The 19315-nt window shown below is 45.7% G+C and carries 13 protein-coding genes; 3 read left to right on the top strand and 10 right to left on the bottom strand.

What is annotated here, in order from left to right; all coding sequences use genetic code 11:
• Nucleotides 1–37: 37 nt before the first annotated feature.
• From BWI44_RS19000 to BWI44_RS19010, 3 genes are read right to left on the bottom strand one after another with little or no spacing between them, the layout of a single operon-like run.
• On the bottom strand, nt 38–2014 hold the full coding sequence (locus BWI44_RS19000; protein ID WP_286815969.1) for a RagB/SusD family nutrient uptake outer membrane protein: 1977 nt from the start codon (nt 2012–2014) through the stop codon (nt 38–40).
• 20 nt (nt 2015–2034) lie between these two features.
• Nucleotides 2035–5229, bottom strand: coding sequence for a SusC/RagA family TonB-linked outer membrane protein (locus BWI44_RS19005; protein ID WP_118422503.1), 3195 nt, complete (start codon nt 5227–5229; stop codon nt 2035–2037).
• A 42-nt stretch (nt 5230–5271) separates the two neighbouring features.
• Nucleotides 5272–6669, bottom strand: a complete 1398-nt coding sequence (locus BWI44_RS19010) for a DUF5125 domain-containing protein (RefSeq protein ID WP_118422502.1) — start codon at nt 6667–6669, stop codon at nt 5272–5274.
• A gap of 641 nt (nt 6670–7310) precedes the next feature.
• Here BWI44_RS19010 and BWI44_RS19015 point away from each other — a divergent pair.
• Nucleotides 7311–10187: a ligand-binding sensor domain-containing protein gene (locus BWI44_RS19015; protein WP_195208523.1), complete on the top strand. Its 2877-nt coding sequence runs from the start codon at nt 7311–7313 to the stop codon at nt 10185–10187.
• Here BWI44_RS19015 and BWI44_RS19020 read toward each other — a convergent pair.
• The 4 genes from BWI44_RS19020 to dapB form a co-directional block, all read right to left on the bottom strand.
• Complete coding sequence (locus tag BWI44_RS19020) at nt 10179–10811, bottom strand: WbqC family protein (protein WP_118422499.1); 633 nt, start codon at nt 10809–10811, stop codon at nt 10179–10181. The two genes, BWI44_RS19015 and BWI44_RS19020, sit on opposite strands and share 9 nt — an antisense overlap.
• A gap of 64 nt (nt 10812–10875) precedes the next feature.
• Nucleotides 10876–11811 carry a signal peptidase I gene (lepB, locus tag BWI44_RS19025; protein WP_195208522.1) on the bottom strand — a complete coding sequence of 312 codons (936 nt, stop codon included), beginning with the start codon at nt 11809–11811 and terminating at the stop codon, nt 10876–10878.
• A gap of 6 nt (nt 11812–11817) precedes the next feature.
• Entirely contained in the window at nt 11818–13290 is a 1473-nt protein-coding gene (gene lepB / locus BWI44_RS19030) for a signal peptidase I (RefSeq protein ID WP_195208521.1), read from the bottom strand.
• 49 nt (nt 13291–13339) lie between these two features.
• On the bottom strand, nt 13340–14101 hold the full coding sequence (gene dapB, locus BWI44_RS19035) for a 4-hydroxy-tetrahydrodipicolinate reductase (RefSeq protein WP_118422497.1): 762 nt from the start codon (nt 14099–14101) through the stop codon (nt 13340–13342).
• Between the two features lie 96 nt (nt 14102–14197).
• Between dapB and BWI44_RS19040 the strand changes: the two genes are divergently transcribed.
• Entirely contained in the window at nt 14198–15472 is a 1275-nt protein-coding gene (locus BWI44_RS19040) for a DUF2851 family protein (RefSeq protein WP_138292800.1), read from the top strand.
• 74 nt (nt 15473–15546) lie between these two features.
• Here the strand turns inward: BWI44_RS19040 and BWI44_RS19045 are convergent, their stop codons facing one another.
• Complete coding sequence (locus tag BWI44_RS19045; RefSeq protein ID WP_007661444.1) at nt 15547–16185, bottom strand: HU family DNA-binding protein; 639 nt, start codon at nt 16183–16185, stop codon at nt 15547–15549.
• A gap of 342 nt (nt 16186–16527) precedes the next feature.
• On the opposite strand from BWI44_RS19045, the gene BWI44_RS19050 reads away from it, so the two are divergent.
• A complete protein-coding gene (locus BWI44_RS19050; RefSeq protein ID WP_195208520.1) occupies nt 16528–17865 on the top strand; it encodes a VapE domain-containing protein in 1338 nt (445 codons plus the stop codon).
• Between the two features lie 225 nt (nt 17866–18090).
• On the opposite strand, the gene BWI44_RS19055 is transcribed toward BWI44_RS19050, so the two are convergent.
• Together BWI44_RS19055 and BWI44_RS19060 are read right to left on the bottom strand one after the other, a co-directional pair.
• Complete coding sequence (locus BWI44_RS19055) at nt 18091–18609, bottom strand: hypothetical protein (protein ID WP_195208519.1); 519 nt, start codon at nt 18607–18609, stop codon at nt 18091–18093.
• A gap of 78 nt (nt 18610–18687) precedes the next feature.
• On the bottom strand, nt 18688–19263 hold the full coding sequence (locus tag BWI44_RS19060) for a DUF6705 family protein (RefSeq protein ID WP_286815975.1): 576 nt from the start codon (nt 19261–19263) through the stop codon (nt 18688–18690).
• Nucleotides 19264–19315: the final 52 nt, after the last annotated feature.

Below are 19315 nucleotides of genomic sequence, written 5' to 3' on the forward strand. Positions count from 1 at the left end.
TTATATCCTTTGAAAACGAATCAAAAAAGCTGTCTTTTTACCATCCGTAGTTCTGCGGAATACGCCCTTCGGACAATTCTATCACATTCTGATGGATAGGATAGAGATAAAGTTTGTCTGTCCATTGGCGGTTTTCCAGCTTCGTACGCGTATAGTAGGAGGTAGGTTCGCCCGGAGCTTTATCTTTCGAGCCCTTCATATTCATTCCGTAGAAGCGTGTCTGGTCGCAACCTATTCTGCCCTCGTCACCGCAGACCATCCAGCGGCGGATATCGAAGTAGCGTTGTCCTTCACAATAGAGTTCTACGTAGCGTTCGTGCTGGATGGCATCGAACTGTTTGTCATAATTGCCGATTATACCGGTCTTTATGCCGTTATCGTTCATGGTCTGGTAGCCTGGGATACCTGCGCGTTCGCGTACTATGTCGATATACTTGATGATGTCCGCATTGCCCGGATCTATTTCATTGAGTGCTTCGGCATAGAACAGGTAGAACTCGGCCAAACGGTAGATGATGGAAACACGTTTCCAACTCTGTGTATCACCGCTGGCATGGTTCACAGTACGGTTCTTGAATTTGCCCAGCATGTATCCGCCTTTCACATTGTCACCGTTGGAGAGGTCGTTTCCGCCACCTGCCGAGAAGTCTACGACGTAGTTAGGATTGCTGTTCATCCATTTCTTGAACCAGCTTCTTCCTTGGTATACCACGCTTGCGTAGAAACGAGGTTCACGGTTGGCATACATGTTGGAGATGTTCTGATCTGTCTTTTTGTCCTTATAGTCAGGATCATAGCAACGGTTTTCTACAGCGCTGAATCCGGTTTCATCGTAACCGCTGTTCGGATCGTCGATGTCGAGTCCATTGGCCATGAAGAACATATCTACAGCGTCTTGAGACGGGCCGATAGTGCCATAGCATGAGTTTACATCACGCGGGTTGGTACGTTTTTCCATCTTGTACTGATCGGAGTAACTGTTGTTGGTACTGCACCACAGGATTTCTTCATTATACACCTGGAAGAGGTTGTATACCGAACGGTCGGGTTGCTCCACTCCGTTTGCCATCACGCGGTAGAGGGCGTGGTGTTGTGCTTCGGCATAATCTATCAAGTCCTTAACACGGTCTCTGGCAGTCACCCATTTCTGCGGGTCCTTGCTCTGCGGGAAGATGTACTCGCCTTTGGAGTTTTGCAGTTTCTGCAATCCCTGGTAGTATTCGGAACCGTCGCCACCGTTGAACAGTTTGGAGGCGGCATACATCCACAACTTGGCACGCAGTGCTTTGGCCACTACGATGGTGGGGCGTACCACTTCATTGGTGTTGAAATTATATGCACCGTCTGCGTATGACGTGATGACTGATTCGGGCAGTTTGGACTGTGCGGGGTCGCAGAGAGGGGTCAATATGCCGTCGATGTAGTTCACCATTTCGTCCACCGTGGCACGGTCATAGTCCGTCACGTGCGGTTCGGCAGCGTCATCTATCTCCGTCACGATACAGGCAGGGCCGTAAAGTTCGAACATAGAGAAGTAATAATAGGCAATCATGAACCGACATTCATCCTTCATGCGGGCTATTTCCTCGGCTGTCAGCTTGTTGGTACTGCTGGGGTCACCTACACCTCCGTCGTGGGCGCGTTCAATGAAAATCATGGCTTGGCGTATGTCTTTGTAGAAAGTGGCCCAACGGTGATAACTTCCGCTGGCTGCCGTAAAGCCTGCCATCATGACGTCGCGTGAACTGGCTTTTTCCGATGCGATTTCACCGCAGAGGTTTGACCATGGGTTTTTGAAAGCGTTGACTTCTGAACCGGTTTCTGAATATTCCATCAGATTGCGGTAGATGACTCCGTACCAGTTTCGGGTATAGGTTGCATTGTCCCAAACTTGATCGACTCCCAGGCTGGCGTTGAATTCGCCTGATATGTCGAGATAGTCTGAACAAGATGCTGTGCTGAATGCAAGGACGGCAGAGCCGACGGTTGCGTATAGTAAATTTTTCAGTTTCATATCGTTTATTAATTAGATGTTTAGAATGTAACTTCTGCTCCAAAGGTCCAAGTGCTGGAGATAGGATATTTGGCACCTGAGTTTGCATCACCCAGTTCCGGATCCCAATATTTCACGTCGTCCCAGGTTTTCAGGTTGGTGCCTTGTACGTAGAGACGAAGGTTGGTGAGACGCAGTGATTTCAGTTGCTTCTTGTTGAACTGGTAACCGAATTCTACGTTCTTTAGGCGGAGGAAACTTGCGTCACGATACCACCAGGTGCTCGGTTGCAGGTTGTGTGCAAAGGTATTGTTGCGCAGGCGTGGGTAAAGCACGTTGTCGTTGTAGGGGTCGGATGCCTTCCAGCGGCTCATAGCCTCCATACGTGCCGAAGAAGCGTCCTTGCCTTGATTGAACGGCATGAAGTTGGATGCCTTGCTCATCAGGTTGATGGAACAACCCGTTACACCTTGGAAGAAGATACCGGCGAAGAATCCTTTCCATTCAGCGTTCAGCGAAAGACCATATACGCTGCGCGGGGTCTTGTCCAGATGACCGTTACGGTAGGTCTTGTCGTCGTCATTGATAACACCGTCATTGTTCAAGTCGCGGTATTTGATGTCACCGGGTGCTACGGCAGCTCCCGGATCGGCTACACCGGATTTCAGTTGGTAACTTTCGGCACCGCTCACAGGATCTATAGTGATATTGAAATCATCGGGTGTATAGAGTCCGTCGGCGATGTAGAGGAAAGGAGTCCACAATGACATACCCGTGAGATCCTGGTAGCTGTATTTATGTCTGATTTCATCCGTTTCCACAATCTTGTTCTTCGCATACGTGTAGTTGGCACGGAACGTCAGATTCAGATTGCCTACATGTTGCTTGAAAGTCAAACTTCCGTCAACACCCTTGTTGCTCACGATACCATAGTTCTGGGTAGGGTTGGATTGCAGACCGCTCATTGAGGGAACCGTGTTACGGGTAATCAGGATGTCCTTACGACGGTTGGAGAAGTAGTCCATAGAGAGGTCTAACTGTCCGTTCAACAGACCGAGGTCGAAACCGAAGTTGGTTTTGTCCTCAATCTCCCAACGCAGGTTGGCGTAGTAGGCGCGGTTTTCGCTCAATCCGCCGAACCAGTTCTGTGCATTACCGTTTGATATGCCTGATATACCCAGGTTGAGGCCGCCGGCATCGGTGTTCATTGCTTCCTGGTAGGGGAAACGGGTATTGCCCAACTGGTCGTTACCGGTACGTCCATAGGATGCACGCAGTTTCAAGGTACTGATTACTTTCTGTACAGGTTCAAAGAACTTTTCGTGGCTTACATACCAGGCTCCACCCACAGCGGGGAAGATACCCCAACGGTGACCCGGGGCGAAGTTCTCACTACCTGTCATACCGAAGCTACCTTCGATGGTGTAACGGTTGTCGTAAGTATAAGAACCACGACCTACGATGCTCTGTTTACGATAAGGAAGCAGGTTGAGGCCACCAGCGTTCTGGTTCTGGGTTTCCTTTTGGTTGTATAGCAGTAAGCCTGTAACATCGTGCTTGTCGTTAAAGTTACGCTTGTAGTTGAGGGATGCCTCAATGTAGATCTTTTTGTTACCGCCGGATGAACCACTTGAGGGGTTACTCAATGCAGAACCTGCTTCCAATGACTTGAATATCAGGTTGCCATCGGCATCGCGTCCGGTAGCTGTAAAGGTAGCGGGGGACATTGTTCGGTTGACATACTGGTTGGAGTTGGCATCGAAGCTGACGCTACCTCTTATAGAGAGTCCCTTCGTGATGAAGTCCAGGTCTTGTTCCAACAATACCTTGCTTTGGAATGTGGCATCCCAACTCTTACTGTATCCACTGAAGTAGAGGAAGTTGTAAGGATTCTGACGGAGGCCTGAATTGTCATAGTTGGGGTGCTGTGCGGCTGAACCGTCCGAGTAGATCTGCGGATAGAGGTGCACAGGTTGCAATGTCATACCACCGAAGATGTCACCGGCCGTTTTGGAGGGAGCCGTACGGTTGATGTACTGTCCGGACATATCCACAGACATACGGGTGGTTTTACTCAGTTCGAAGTCGATATTGGAACGCAGGTTGTAGCGGTCGAAGCTGATGTTTGAATCGTAGTCGGCGTTCTTCTTCTCCTTGTACACACCGTCTTGCGTATAGTAGGCACCCGATACGAAGAAGCGTACGCGGTCGCCACCACCACGGAAGTTGATGGTATAGCGTTGGCTGCTGGTGTGGTCGCGCAACATGCTCATCCAGTCTGCATCCGGATAGAGGTCGGGGTCTACGCCGTTGCGGTATTTTTCCAGGTCAGCGTCGCTCACCGGTGCTGTGTAGTTGGCGCGCGGGTTGCCGTTGCTGTTCCAGTCTGCTTCGTTGTATAAGCTCAAATAGTCGTAAGAACTCATGAGGTTGGGCAAGCGGAGCGGTGTGGAGTAGCCGTATTCGGCCGACATGCTGACAACAGTCTTCTGTGATTTACCACGTTTGGAAGTAATCAATACTACACCGTTAGCACCTTCGGCACCATATACGGCTGTTGCGGCGGCATCCTTCAGAATAGAGAATGTCTCGATTTCATCTACGTCAATGTCATTCATTTTACGGGGCACACCGTCTACCAGTACCAGCGGGTCTGTTCCACCGGCATACGAGCTGATACCGCGGATAAAGAACTGAGCATCGTCCCAACCCGGTTCACCCGAACGCTGTACGGCAATCAGACCGGATAGCTTACCGGCGATGTTGTTGGTAAGGTTGGCGCTCTTTACGCTCAATTGAGCCGGTCCTACGGTTGACATGGAGCTTACTACACTCTCTTTCTTTTGCTTACCGTAACCCACAACCACTACTTCTTCCGTAGCGATGGCATCCATCTCCATTCGGAGGTTAAAAGTGGTTTCGTCGGCTTTCACTCTGTGATCTACACTAACGAATCCGATATAGCTGAATTCCAGTACTTCGCCGGGAGCTGCTTCGATGGAGTATCGTCCCTCGACGTCACTGATGACACCGCGGTTGGTGGTACCTTGCACCCTGACGGTGGCACCAATAATGGGGTCACCATTGGAATCGGTCAACAAACCGCTGATGCGTTGTTTTTGTTGCTGTACAGCTTCAATACCGTTGGCTTCGTCAGCAGCGCTGGCACGTAGAGTGGCAGGTTGTGCTACCAAACCAAGGGCAAACATAGCTGCTATATAATATCTTTTTTTCATATATCTATACTTAATTGTTTATCTATACTTTAAGAAAGTTGGTCATTCGCCCATTTCGTATAAGGGGAGTTCGTCTAAGGCTTTTATCCAGAGTCCGTTCGGATTGGTGCTGGTTTCTACAGTCATTACCATGTATTTGCCGGATGGCCAAGTATCGTTGGCGTTGAAGTTACCGTCACTGGCGTATTTGATATAGTTGCCACCTTCTTTTGCACTATATGCTCCGGGGCCTTTCCATTCCAATCCCCATCCTTTTTGTCCGAAGAACTTGAAGTTGACGCCATTTACGTTTTGTCCTACAAGCATTATCAGTTCATACTTGGTGTCGGTGAGCGGAACCAGGTTGAATGCTTTGCCCGTGTTCCAGTTAATGTTGTTCTGAGCGTATGATGGGAATCCTATCTTATCGTTACCAATCACCCACATGGCAGTGGCATTCTGTGTGCTTGATGAAGAAGCGTTTTCCAACTGTTCCATCATGATTGCTTTCATACCTTTATCCAGCGTGAGTTTGTACTTACCGTCTCTTCCGCGGAAGTGGAGCAGAGTTTCGTCTCCATTTACGAGGTCAAACCAGGTAGGGTTCTTCCAGAGTTCGGCATACTCTTCTTTGATGCCACTGATTTTGATGATGTCGTCCTTCTTGAATTCGGTTTCAACGTAGAATACGTTGCCCGATCCGTCGAATTCCATAAACTTGTTCTGCGTGTCGAAGCGTATACCGAATTTCGGGAATGGGGCACCTTCAAAAGTCAGGGTGTTGAATGTGATTTCATACTTGCCGTCTTCATCATAGCCTGTGGTTTCGAAGCCGATACCTTTGGGGGCATTGAGGGCTATCTTGCCATTGTCCATACCGAAGAACAAGTCATTGCCTTGCAGGTAGGGGTTGTTTGTTCCGTCAGAATAGGCCGGTGCTATGATAGATGCTTCCATGTCGGCCGGGAAAGCTTCACGTGCTTTGTATTCATACTCTTTGCCGGGAACAGGAGTCATGGTGTATTCTTTGCCATTGGCAGCCACCAACTTTAATGTTTGGTACTTGGGTCGTTCGATGGCAACGGTCATTTCTTTGCTGTCGTTGCTGAAACGCTCGTTCTGGATGCGCAAGATAACCTTTGCATCTCCGTCGGGTGTGTTTCTCTGGTAGGGGGCCAGTACTTTTCCGCTGTACTTTCCATCAGCTTTCAGGCTGTAGAAGGCTTCGGATACCATTTCTTCTCCATAGTAGAGTTGAACCTTGGCCTGGTTGATTTTCACGCCTCCGCTTTTCACCTCGAAGTCGAAGGTGATGCTATCGCCCATGTAAGCTTTTTCACTGCCTACAAAGGATACGATAGTCGAGCTGCCGTGATCATCGAACTGGTCAATCTCATCTTTGCACGATGTCATGCCGATAAGGCTGAGTGCCATCATGCCGAGCAAAAATCGATTTCTCATAATCTATAAATTTAAAATTAAAAAAAGTGATGTATTATATTTAAGTCTCTGTTATTTCCATTTGAAAGAGTTTACCGAGCGTGGCTGCAAGTTGCAGTTTGCCGAGTGCTTCTTGCCTGCGGCGTCGGGGGCGGTGAGCACGATACTCTTGGCCGAACTGCTTTTGTTGATGATGACAAAGGCATAGCTTCCATAAGATTATAGGTGCGGGTGTCGGTGGTGGTAAGCATGTAGGCTTGCAGACCGACAGGGGTCTCCGGATTTTCTCCATCAGGTGTTTTGGGGGGATTTGTTTCATCGTTGTCCGATCCGCATGCACTACCATTAACCAACAGGCTGAATAGGAACACATAAATGAATAAATAAGATGCTTTTCTCATGTTAGTATGACTTATAGGTTTTACAAAATGGTTTTATCCGCTGCAAATATATGCGTGTGATGAGGGCGTTTCCTAAAAATACGCTACTTCAAAACTTTCTCATTCATTGGTTTTAACTACATCATGACTTTCTCTCGGGTTAATTATTTTGTTGATAATTAAATGTTTATTATAATAATATCGCTACATCTGAAAATAATTCTTTTATTTGTAGGTAAAATACTCTATCTTTGTTTTCATAAGAATAAAATGTTAACCGCTATGAAACGAAAATACCTTCTCTTTTATATTCTTCTTCTTTTTAGATCTATTCCTGTAAGTGCCGGATGGCAACGTCCGGTGACGAACTATACCCGGCATACTTATAAAGCTGGCAATCAGAATTGGAGTATTCAGCAGCATGATAATGGTTGGATATATGTAGCTAACAACAAAGGCTTGTTGGAATTTGACGGTGTGGAGTGGAATACATATCCCATTCATAATGCCAAAACACGTGCAGTGAAAGTGGGACATGACGGGCGAATTTATATCGGTGGAATGGAGCAATTTGGCTATTTTACTCCAAATCGTCTTGGTGGGTTGGAGTATACTTGCCTTTCTGATAGTTTATCTCCCAATGTGAATGTCGGAGTCATCTGGAATATTTTATTAGACGGAGACCGGGTGTATTTTCAATCGGACCGTCGTTTCTTTTATTGGGAAGAGGGGAGTGTGAAGAAAATAGATTATTCTTCAGAGATTTATACTTCGTTCATCTTGCGTAATAAACTGTATATCACTTCTACTGAAGGATTGTTGATGTTGAATGGAACAGAATTTATATCTGTTCTTGGATCTTTGGAGATAGGAGCGACTGTCAAAGTCGGTGGATTGTTGCCTCATCAGGACAGTTTGTTAATGGTAACCCGGGATAACGGATTGTTTATTTACGATGGCACTGTTTTTAAGAAATATAATACCGTAGCAGAGGATTTTTGCCGTAAAAATAGAGTTTTCTGTGCTGCATTGCAAGATTCGTTGTTAGCGTTGGGTACTATTCAGGGTGGAGTTTGTCTTTTAAATCTGAAGACGAATGAAATGGAAATCATATCTACGGAAAATGGTTTGCAGAACAAAACTGTGTTGAGTATGCTGTTTGATAAGACGGGCAACCTATGGCTGGGGCTGGATAATGGGATTGACTGCATTCACCTGAAAGCAAGGCTTGCTTCACTCTATGGAGGTAAACCTGTGATCGGTTCGGGATATGCGTCTTGCAGTTATCAGGGTAAATATTATTTCGCAACGAATCAGGGGTTGTATCGCTCTACTCTTCCGGGGCAGTTAAACCAGAGAGATCCCATAGATCTCGTACCAGGTACAGGAGGTCAGATGTGGTCACTTCACCAATATGACGATAAGTTGTTCTGCTGTTCGGATAATGGTATCTTTATTATGGATGGAGATCATATGGAACATCTCAACAATCCCAAAGGAGTATGGGGGATTGTATCGGTGGATGACCGTAAGGATGTGTTGATTGCAGGCACTTACAGTGGACTGTATTTGCTCATGAAGAGAGGGACGAGTTGGAGGGTAGAAAGCTATATAGAGGGGTTTACCCGTTCGTGCAAAGATATGTTGATGGAAGATTCGACTCATATATTGTGGGTTGGAAATAAAGAAAATGGGGTTTGTCGTTTGACTTTGGCAGATGATTTACGAAAGGTGGAAAAGATGAAAGACTATAATAACATCATCTTTCCACGTGGATATGATGCTTGTTTGTTGCGGGTGAAAGATGAAGTTACTATAGCTTCACATTATGGTCTGTGGCAGTATAATCAGAGTCGTGATACGCTGGAAGCGTGTATTTGGCTGGAACAGTTATTAGAAGGAAAGGCTGCGTATACCTATATGAAGATAGACTCATTGCAAAATATCTGGTATGTAACAGATGGCGTATTGAAAGTATTGCATTATGATGCTGATAAGCAGGAGTATCGCCGGATAACTAATGAGCAGTTCTTGAAAGGGGCATTGATAGAAAACTTTGAAGATGTAAGTCTTTATAAGGCCAACAAGGTAGTGGCAGGAACAGAGGAAGGCTTTTCACTGATCACACTGGACAGCCTGCCGGTGCAACAAATGCCGTTGACATTGCAAATCAGGAAAGTCTACTTGACGGGGTTGCGTGATTCGCTTATTTATGGCCGCAGTTATTTGTATGATACAGCGCCGATGGTGATTCCTTATTCTCAAAATTCAATGCGAATAGAATATAGTGTAAACAACTTCAATAAGGCGCACACAGTGCTATATTCTTATCAGTTAAGTGTAGGTGGTGAGAAAGGAACCTGGAGTGAATACAGTGAGAATAATATGAAAGAGTTTACAGGACTGCATGAAGGAAAGTATGTATTCAGTGTGAAATTGCTTACTGACGGTAGTCAGGAACCGGTGGAAACCTCGTTTGCTTTTGAAATATTGCCGCCGTGGTATCGCACATGGTGGAGTTATCTGGTTTATTCGGTAGTGGTAGTGTTGCTGTTTTATTATGTGTATTATCGTATCTCAGTAGGGCGTAAGCGCTTGTTAATGCAAAAAGAACTGGAACTCTATCGACAGGAACAAAAATTCCAAAAAGAAAGTGATCTGAAGGATCAGAAGATAGATTCGTTGCAGGAAGAAAACTTACAGTCGGAATTGCGTCATAAATCGGAGGAACTGATTCGTACTACTTTGAACATCGTACGTAAGAATGAAATCTTATTGGATATAAAAAAGGAAGTACTGGGCATTTCCCATTCCATCAGCGAAGAGAATCTGGTTTCTCTTCGTCGAAAAACACTTCGTCTGTTGGGACAGATTGATACGAACATCGAGCATGATGACGATTTACAGGCATTCCAAAGCACCTTTGATTCGGTACATCATGATTTCTTCAAAAAATTGGAAGAAGCATATCCGGAACTGAACAACAAGGAAAAGTTACTTTGTGCTTATATCAAGATGAATTTGCTTTCTAAAGAGATTGCTCCGTTGTTGAATATTTCTTTGCGCGGGGTAGAAATAAGCCGTTATCGCTTGCGTAAGAAGCTGGGACTGGAAGAAGGAGCGAATCTTGCGGAATTTTTGCAGAAATTTTCAAAATGACTTCTGCAATACAAGTAAGCTCTCAGGTCCCATGTTGAAAAGAAGATCGACGATACTCAGATTCGGCAGGAAGCCGAGACGTTCCTGAAAAACCTGATAATAAGGCCGGACTATGAAGTCCGGATCTTCCTCTTTGTAATCCTTTTTGGGATGGATACGCTCGCGGAAATCATCCTCATCGGGTGCAAAACTGCTTTGGAATGAAGTAGTACGTTCCATGTCCGGCTGTATGTCTATCAGTGAGCAGACCAGATGACACAGTTCCTCGTTGAAATCGACTAAAAACTCATATTTCTTCTCGTAGAAAGGTTGGAAATCATCCCTGTAATATTCAAAAAAAGGAGTATGGTTATAAGCCGATGATAAAGCATTCCAGTGTAGATGACGCCAATTACCGTGATCGGAAATGCGGATATCTTTTAAGGGACATTTCGGAGTGCCGGGTTTGACGGTAGGGATGGAGAGAGCCAACTCGCCATCGGGCGCTGCAATGGTGCAACGGTTGCGGTAGGTTTGTTTCACGTAATGATCGTGCTGTTCGATAAAGACTTTATCGTATGCCACCAACTTGGCGTAATATTCTACAGGTGCCAGATAGGCGGAAGAGAGATATATGGTTTTCATGAGGTTCGCAATTTATGCCTGATACTTAATTGTTTTATACTTAATACTTTGTGATTAACCCTATTTATCTTACCGTTTTCCACATCCTTTTCCAACGATAACCGTTGAACAATCCGGTTCCTGTCTTTTTGGAAAACCAGATGAGCGAAGCTTTGCCGATGATGTGATCTTTGGGTACAAAGCCAAATAAGCGGGAATCGGAGAGATTGATGGAGTTATTAGCACCTACCCAGTAATAATCCTTGGTGAAATAGCAATGCTGTACAGGCTTTCCGTCAATGTACAAAGTATCGTTCTTTATTTCAGCTTGTTTATTCTCATGCAGCACAAGCGTGTTGCGTAGTAAAGTACGGTTCCACGGATATACACGCACCGGTTTACCTTTGCCGGGAACGATCAACGGGCGCAGGGCTTCTATGGAGTCTCCTTCATTCAGTAACTTTATCCAGCAATTGCCATTCATCGCTTGTTCCAGCAGATAATATTCATAACGGCTGAAACTACGTACATTTCTTACGCTATCTTGTCCCATCAGGTGGTTGTTACATATAGACAATAGTGTAAGTAATGAATCCAGCTGTTTTTCTTTTTCTCGTGGATAAGTATATAAAAACTTCTGGTCGGGAGCGTTTTTTTCTGATGGAATTACGGAGAACAGGGAGTCTATCAATAAGGTATCTCCCGGTACGCCGATACATCGACTGATGAATGTTTCACGCCGGGAAATGACAGGCTCTGATAGATTAGCCGGATTATTGAAGACAATGATATCCTCTTTTTGTACAGGGCTGTCCCCCCAACGGTGATAATTCCACAATGCCATAAGGGGAAGGCGCAGACCGTAACTCCATTTATTTACGAGAATACGCTCTCCCTGAAACAAAGAATTCTCCATACCCGAAGAAGGAATAAGATAGGAAGTCATAACGCAACCCCGAAGTAACACCACAACGAGTATTATTCCGATGATTGCTCCCGTTATTTTCCAAGCCTTATTCATTTGATATCATTTTACCCACTTGAATATCCGGTTCCAACGGATTTTTCCATCAAACCAGCCACGATCCTTATCGAGGGATAACCAGACAACAATTGGCTTACCTACAACATGGTCCTCCGGCACGAAACCCCACGAACGGGCATCGGCTGAGTTGTGGCGGTTATCGCCCATCATCCAGTAGTAATCCATTTTGAAGGTATATTCGTCCGTCTTCTTGCCATTAATATAGATGCCGTCCTCTTTTACTTCCAGTGTATTACCTTCATAAGCTCTGATAGGGCGTTCGTAGATGGGCAGATTGTCCTCAGTCAGCTTGATGGTGGCACCCTTTTTCGGTATCCAGATCGGGCCGTAGTTGTTGCGGTCCCATTTGGTGTAAAGATTCAACGGGTACATTTGACCGGAGAATATTTCCGGCTCCATAACGATGCTGCTGACGAGTTTCTTATTGGCAGACAGGGTTTCATACATTTTCTTAGTCAGTGGTAAGTCATAGGCCGGAGCCAGGCGGCCTTGTGCATCACGGTGAGTCAAGCCCATTTCCATTAATAAACCTTCGTTGCTGATTAATGTTTGGTCGTCCTTGCTGATACCCAGTTCGCGGAACATATCTTCAGTGATGTATGGTCCTGTGGTCTGTACGAAGTAGTTGAGCTGCATATCTTCAGGGTTTTCGAGAGGTTTTCCATCGATATATACCTGTGCGTCTTTGATTTCCAGTGTGTCTCCGGGTAAGCCAACGCAGCGCTTTACATAATTTTCCCGACGGTCTACGGGGCGGACAACGATATCACCGTACATCTTGGGATTGGAACGTATCAGATTTCTTCCGGCATTATAATACAGATCGTAGACAGTGCGTTGCTGCTTGCGCGTCAAGCTGTCCATATTTACAGGATTCGGATAGAGACGTTGTCCTTCGTTGTAGGCAAGGGTGTAGAAATCCGTTTGCTGGAAGTTGGTGGCTACGGTGTCTCCGGCAGGGAAGTTGAAAACTACGATATCATTCCGTTTCACTTTACCCAGACCCGGAACACGTTTATAGTCCCACTGGGGCCACTCGATGTATGATTTTGTATTCACTAACGGCAAAGTGTGTTGTGCTAATGGCATAGACAGTGGTGTGTTTGGCACACGCGGACCATAACTCAACTTGCTGACATAAAGATAATCGCCTACCAGCAAAGACTTCTCCAGGGAAGAAGAGGGTATCTGGTAGTTCTGAAATACATAGATGTTGACGAAATAAACGGCTACCAGTGCAAACACGATAGCATCTACCCAACTCATAACACTGCGTACAGCCGGATTCTCTGATTTCTTCCAGAAGCCCCAGGGAATTTTCTTGCTGATGTAGATGTCGAAGATGAAAGGTACGACAATCAGTCCCAACCAGCTTTTTACCCATATCAGGAAAGCGAGGTAAAGCACGGTGACGATTGCGAATTTAACCCATTGGGCGCGAGTTGCTTTTCTCATTATTATATTATTTTTGTTGTTCACCACAGATTATACAGATTCACACAATTTATTTCAGGAACGGGAACAAGTCGCTCATTCCCAGATAACCTTCCTTATTGGCAGTAAATTCGGCGGCAAGTACGGCCCCCAGCGCAAAACCTTTGCGGTTCTTGGCATCGTGCGTAAGTATGATGCTGTCTGCTTCCGACTCATAACGGATTACGTGGATACCCGGTACTTCACCTTCGCGGATAGAGCTGACGGGTAGTTCATTGGCGGCACATTCGGCAGAGCCGGAAACACTTCCATCCGGTGCCTGCATGGTTCCTTTCACCCAGCGTTCTTTACGGTCGAGGTTTTCCAGAATTTCTTCGGCAAGCGTGATAGCCGTACCGCTTGGTGCGTCCAGTTTATGAATATGGTGTGTCTCACTCATCGTCACGTCGTAGGCGGGAAACCGGTTCATAATCTTTGCCAGATACTTATTCACGGCAGAGAAGATGCTGACGCCCAGACTGAAATTAGACGCCCAGAACAGCGTTTTACCTCCTTTGGTACAAAGCTCTTTGATTTCATCGCCATGTTCGTCCATCCAACCCGTACTACCGGAAACCAATTTCACTCCGGCTTCGAAGGTTTTTATATAATTGGAGTAGGCTGCCATCGGATTTGTGAATTCTATGGCAACATCAGCACTCTTGAAAGCGTCCGAGTTGAAATCCTCCTGGTTATCTACATCGATGATGCTGACAATCTCGTGTCCGCGACTGAGGGCGATCTTTTCGATTTCCTTACCCATTTTACCGTAACCGATTAATGCTATTTTCATTTTTTCTTCTGATTAAATTCACTTTATCAACGTTCTATAGGTCGCAAAGATAATCTTTTTCTTACATTTGTTGCGTACATTAACTTCTTGTTAACAATGGAACTACTATTGAACTATGTGTGGAAGCATAAAATCTTTCCGTTAAAGATGCTCCAGACCGCTACCGGCGAATCGGTTGAAGTGATAGATGCCGGACTACCAAACACAAATGCAGGCCCCGACTTCTTCAATGCCAAACTAAAAATCGGCGGTACCCTTTGGGTGGGAAACATCGAAGTGCATACATTGGCATCCGACTGGATGAGGCATGGTCACGATAAAGATGCGGCCTATGACAATGTCATTCTGCACGTAGCGGAAACAGTGGATTGTGAGGTGTTTCGCGCAAATGGAGCACCGGTGCCACAACTGCAACTATCCTGTCCTGAATCCGTCCGCCGACACTATGATGAACTGAGCCATACGGAAATCTATCCGCCTTGTTATTCCATATTGTCTTCTCTTCCGAAACTGACAGTCCATTCCTGGCTTTCTGCTTTGCAGGTGGAACGCTTTGAACAGAAGGCCCGTGCTATTGCTGCTCGGTTGGAGCGGTACAACAATCATTGGGAAGATGTGTTCTTTATCACTTTAGCTCGTAACTTTGGTTTCGGGCTGAATGGGGATGCCTTTGAAGCATGGGCCAGCCGTCTGCCTTTTCGTGCGATAGATAAGCACCGGGATGATCTTTTCCAGGTAGAAGCCTTCTTTTTTGGACAAGCCGGATTGCTGGATGAGGAACTACCGGATGCGGACGGGTATTATCTGAAGTTGCAGAAGGAATTTCGCTACTTGCAGCATAAGTTTGAACTATCAGTTCCGATGACCGCCACTCAATGGCGTTTTCTCCGTTTGCGTCCCGGCAATTTTCCCCATGTCCGCTTGGCGCAGTTGGCAAATCTATATTATAAAGAACGGTCTTTATTCTCACGTATTATGGAAGCGGATACGCTGGAGGCTGTCCGGAAACTCTTGACTGTCACTACCTCTCCGTATTGGGAAGAGCATTTCAATTTCCGGAAGGTCTCGTCCTCCCGTGAAAAGCAAGTGGGGAAGAATGCTCAGAACTTGATTATTATCAATACTGTTATTCCTTTCCTGTACGCTTATGGCCTGCATAAAGCCGATGAGCTGCTTTGCGAACGGGCTACGGGGTTTCTTGAAAGTCTGAAAGCGGAAGATAATCATATCATCCGCCACTGGAGTGGGGCGGGACTGCCTGTGTCTACTGCCGCTGATTCGCAGGCTTTGTTGCAGCTTCAGAAAGAGTATTGCGATAAGAAAGACTGTTTGCGCTGTCGCTTTGGGTTTGAGTATCTGAGGCGGAAATAAGAGGGTTCTGTTCTTTCAGTTCCTGCCAGAGCTCCTTGTTCATCGGTGCTCCGGCTGAAACTATTTTTTTCTTTTCACCGCTTCACCTCCGCATCCCGCGACATGCCGTAATATCCCGGCATGGGGCGGTAGATGGGTTGCGTACGTCGCCCCACGTTTATCAGTTTGCCTTCCTCCTGTAGCCGTTTCAAATGTCCGTTGGCGGTGGTACGTGCCATAGCGCACAGATTCTGGAAATCGTAGCGGATCAGTACGTCATGTTCGGTGAAGTATTCTTTCAGGCGCATGTCTATCTCCACTTCCGAGAGGCGTTGGGAGTGGCGGGTATATTTGCTCCGGGTGGCCGTGATGCCTGTCAGCGCACTTTTCAGATTGACGTCGGGACGGAAGCTGATGCTTTTCAGCCGTACCTTCAGATGCTTGTTCGGTGTGCTACGGGTTACTTTCTGCGTAGCTTCCAGTGTTGGGGAGAAATACCCCAGACCTTCAATGTGTACCTCACGGCCTTCGCGCAACTCCTCACCGCAAATCTGCGTCAGGCAATCTATCGCGTTCATCACATCGCCCGTCGTGAGCGAACTGCGGGCATGCACGCGGGCATACAGTTGTTTCATTGTCACTTTTCCGTTAAGCAACGGGCGGGGATGCAATCCCCTTTCTTCCGGATCACCCTCAGCATTGGGGTTCTCGTACCAATCATATACTATTGACATAAGTCTTATCTCTTTATGCGGTTAATATCCTTACTTTATTGTGCCAAAGGTGTTCGCTTGTAAATGAACCACTCCGGTCGGAAGACCGGACAACTCTAGTCGTTCGGTTGGATAACTCCAGTCGTTCGATCGAATGACTTCGGTCGGTCATTTATAAAGAAGCATGCAAAGATACTAAAATAAGCGGGTTGTACGTATAAAAGCCCTATCTTTTTCTGCAAGCGTCTTTGTGACAAAAATAGTAGGGAAAAGCTTGCAAAACCCCTATTCCGCATAGTAACTTCGTAGCATTGAGCTCGACAAACCGATACTATTAACCATTAAAAGAAAACAAAAAACATCATGAAGAAGAATCGAACGTTATTGCAACAACACCGACTTTTGCGCGAGGCAAGCCAACTACTGACTGTTGCCGAAAAGCTGAAAACGGCAAAACCGGAAACAAAACTTAAAACATCGAAGCGTGCCGCTAATGCGACTTCGCTCCTGACCCGCAATGTAAAGGAATTCTTGACATCCCGTTACGACTTCCGCTACAACCTGCTGACGGATGAGACCGAATTCCGCCCCGCCGGACAGCGCCTGACGCCCTTCACCCCCATAGGCAAGCGTGAACTGAACGCTTTATGCATTGAAGCGCATGACGAAGGCATCCCTTGCTGGGACAAGGACCTGAGCCGCTACGTCTACTCTTCCTATATTCCCTCTTATCATCCCTTTCACCTTTATATGGACGAACTGCCCGCCTGGGACGGGCGTGACCGGCTGACCGCACTTGCCCTACGCGTTTCCTGCCGTCCGTTGTGGGTACAAGGCTTCCACACATGGATGTTGGGGCTTGCTTCGCAATGGATGGATCAGTCCGGGCTGCATGCCAATAGCGTGGCGCCCATTCTCGTCAGCCGGGAGCAGGGGCGCCGGAAGAGTACCTTTTGCCGCTCACTGATGCCTGACGTGCTGATGCGTTACTACACCGACAACCTGAAACTCACCTCGCAGGGACAAGCCGAACGGCTCCTTGCGGAAATGGGACTGCTGAACATGGATGAATTTGACAAATACGCCGAAAACAAGATGCCGTTGCTGAAGAACCTGATGCAGATGTCCACCCTCAACATCCGCAAGGCCTATCAGCAGAATTTCCGGCAACTGCCCCGCGTGGCCTCATTTATCGGCACAAGCAACCGTTTCGACCTGCTCACCGACCCGACGGGCAGCCGCCGTTTCCTATGCGTGGAAGTGAAGCGCGATATCGACTGCACCCACATAGAGCATGACCAGATTTTTGCCCAACTGAAAGCTGAACTGTCTGCTGAACGACGTAACTGGTTCACCAAGAAAGAAGAGGGAGAATTGCAAAGACATAACGAAAAGTTCTACCGCACCAGCCTTGTTGAAGAGGTGCTCGCTTCCCGGTTCCGCACCCCGCTTGCCCATGAAAAGAGCCTTGACTTGACCGCTGCCGACATTTTCAGCGAATTGCAAACGGCCAACTCTGCCGCCATGCGAGGCAGTAACCCTATGCGCTTCGGGCAAGTATTGCTTCGGGCAGGACTGAAAAGGAGACATACCGAATACGGCAATGTGTATGAGGTGGTTAGAAGACTGGATGTTTCAGCCGGAAAGCCGATGAATAGGGGGATTCAGGGAGGGCTGAAAGAACTGCAGGAAGAGAAATAGGTTATGGAAAAGGTAATGCATAAATAGGTATTCATACTTGATGAAGTTGTTTTTTTGTTTTCAATAGTAACATAGCTGACTATGTAATAACTGAAAATAGAAAAACAACTCAAATTAGTCTTGTACTCCCTAAAACTATAGGATGCTTTTAGTCAAGTTGATATATTTGCTTATATGTTGAACAAATGTTATCGTTTGCTATTCATTTCATATATAAAGTTTCATTTAACTAAACGGTAATCCTTTCCAATAATGGAATTTGTCTCCTCTAGTGGTTTCTCCATCGCCGAAAAACAATATGAATTCCATGTCTTCTATAATGACATCACGGAGATATTCCCTAATGGCTGTATCTCTATTTACTCTGTTATTAACTTCGTATTCAGTAAGGGCACTACGTGTTGGGTATGGTTCATAAAATTTGATAAAACAACAATATATTGGGAATTTCTTTATAAGATAGAACTTGTCTTCTCCCCAATATGATATTTTTATACCTTGCATTTCCCTAGGAGTTTGGAAAACCTTGCAAGATATTCCTACGTAATGCATTTTTAGTTCGAAATCATCTGCAAATATTCCGAATGGCTTGTTAATGTACTTTTCTATTTTCTTCCCTGTAAAATTCGCTTTCACATATTCAATAGTATCGTTATTGCATTCTTGCAAGGATATATATCCGTCTTGTGCAAAAGCGGATATGGATGCCACCAATAGTGACCAAATGAGAATTAAATTTTTCATAAGTTTGTTATTTAATTAGAAACCTAAAACAGTAATTGATGAATAAAATTTTATTCATCAATTACCATAATGTCATCACTACTCTTCTTTTATTAGTATTGCATGCTCCGGTACTGAAAAGCCAATGGGGAGCACCTTTTCAATATCGTCTCTGCCTTCTACTTCCCACCAGATACCTTCTTTCTCATCTAGATGCCAAAGGAGCTTTTTCGGAGATAGTAATTTTATGTATCCACCAGCGATCCCTTCACCATTAAAATGCTTTTTTCGCTGGTCGTAAAAATAAACCCCTAAGGTAGGGACAGTTGACTTGTCATAAGAATCACTATTAGGAGCCCAGATATATATATTATCCGGACGAGTAGTTGAAATTTTTAAGTTCCAGCATGTAGGCAAAGGCCCCATGTAGTTTTCAAGTACTTCTCCTTTTACGGAAAGGTAGTATCCACCATAAAGACCATGGGTTTCACCATATGAGGTTATTTTTTCCCCTTTTTGAAAAACGATTTTGAAAATCGTATCATTCGATTGGTAAACCCAGGTTCCGATATAGGCATTTATATTATTTCCGGCACCGTTTATCCTTTTGGAGTTTTGAGCCAAAATGTTGGCACTCATTAAAATAAAACACAAAATTAAATTGATTTTATGCATAAGTTTGTTGTTTAGAGTTATACGATATTAAAATCCTGTTTGGATTTTGCTT

It is taken from the genome of Bacteroides sp. Phil13 (assembly GCF_001940965.1).
Lineage (GTDB): Bacteria > Bacteroidota > Bacteroidia > Bacteroidales > Bacteroidaceae > Bacteroides > Bacteroides intestinalis.

Coding starts and splice junctions, on each gene's coding strand:
- BWI44_RS19050 (WP_195208520.1), top strand. CDS start 16,528: ATGAAGAAGAATCGAACGTTATTGCAACAACACCGACTTTTGCGCGAG.
- BWI44_RS19005 (WP_118422503.1), bottom strand. CDS start 5,229: ATGAAAAAAAGATATTATATAGCAGCTATGTTTGCCCTTGGTTTGGTA.
- BWI44_RS19020 (WP_118422499.1), bottom strand. CDS start 10,811: ATGAAAACCATATATCTCTCTTCCGCCTATCTGGCACCTGTAGAATAT.
- BWI44_RS19010 (WP_118422502.1), bottom strand. CDS start 6,669: ATGAGAAATCGATTTTTGCTCGGCATGATGGCACTCAGCCTTATCGGC.
- BWI44_RS19000 (WP_286815969.1), bottom strand. CDS start 2,014: ATGAAACTGAAAAATTTACTATACGCAACCGTCGGCTCTGCCGTCCTT.
- BWI44_RS19040 (WP_138292800.1), top strand. CDS start 14,198: ATGGAACTACTATTGAACTATGTGTGGAAGCATAAAATCTTTCCGTTA.
- BWI44_RS19060 (WP_286815975.1), bottom strand. CDS start 19,263: ATGCATAAAATCAATTTAATTTTGTGTTTTATTTTAATGAGTGCCAAC.
- dapB (WP_118422497.1), bottom strand. CDS start 14,101: ATGAAAATAGCATTAATCGGTTACGGTAAAATGGGTAAGGAAATCGAA.
- BWI44_RS19045 (WP_007661444.1), bottom strand. CDS start 16,185: ATGTCAATAGTATATGATTGGTACGAGAACCCCAATGCTGAGGGTGAT.
- lepB (WP_195208522.1), bottom strand. CDS start 11,811: ATGAATAAGGCTTGGAAAATAACGGGAGCAATCATCGGAATAATACTC.
- lepB (WP_195208521.1), bottom strand. CDS start 13,290: ATGAGAAAAGCAACTCGCGCCCAATGGGTTAAATTCGCAATCGTCACC.
- BWI44_RS19055 (WP_195208519.1), bottom strand. CDS start 18,609: ATGAAAAATTTAATTCTCATTTGGTCACTATTGGTGGCATCCATATCC.
- BWI44_RS19015 (WP_195208523.1), top strand. CDS start 7,311: ATGAAACGAAAATACCTTCTCTTTTATATTCTTCTTCTTTTTAGATCT.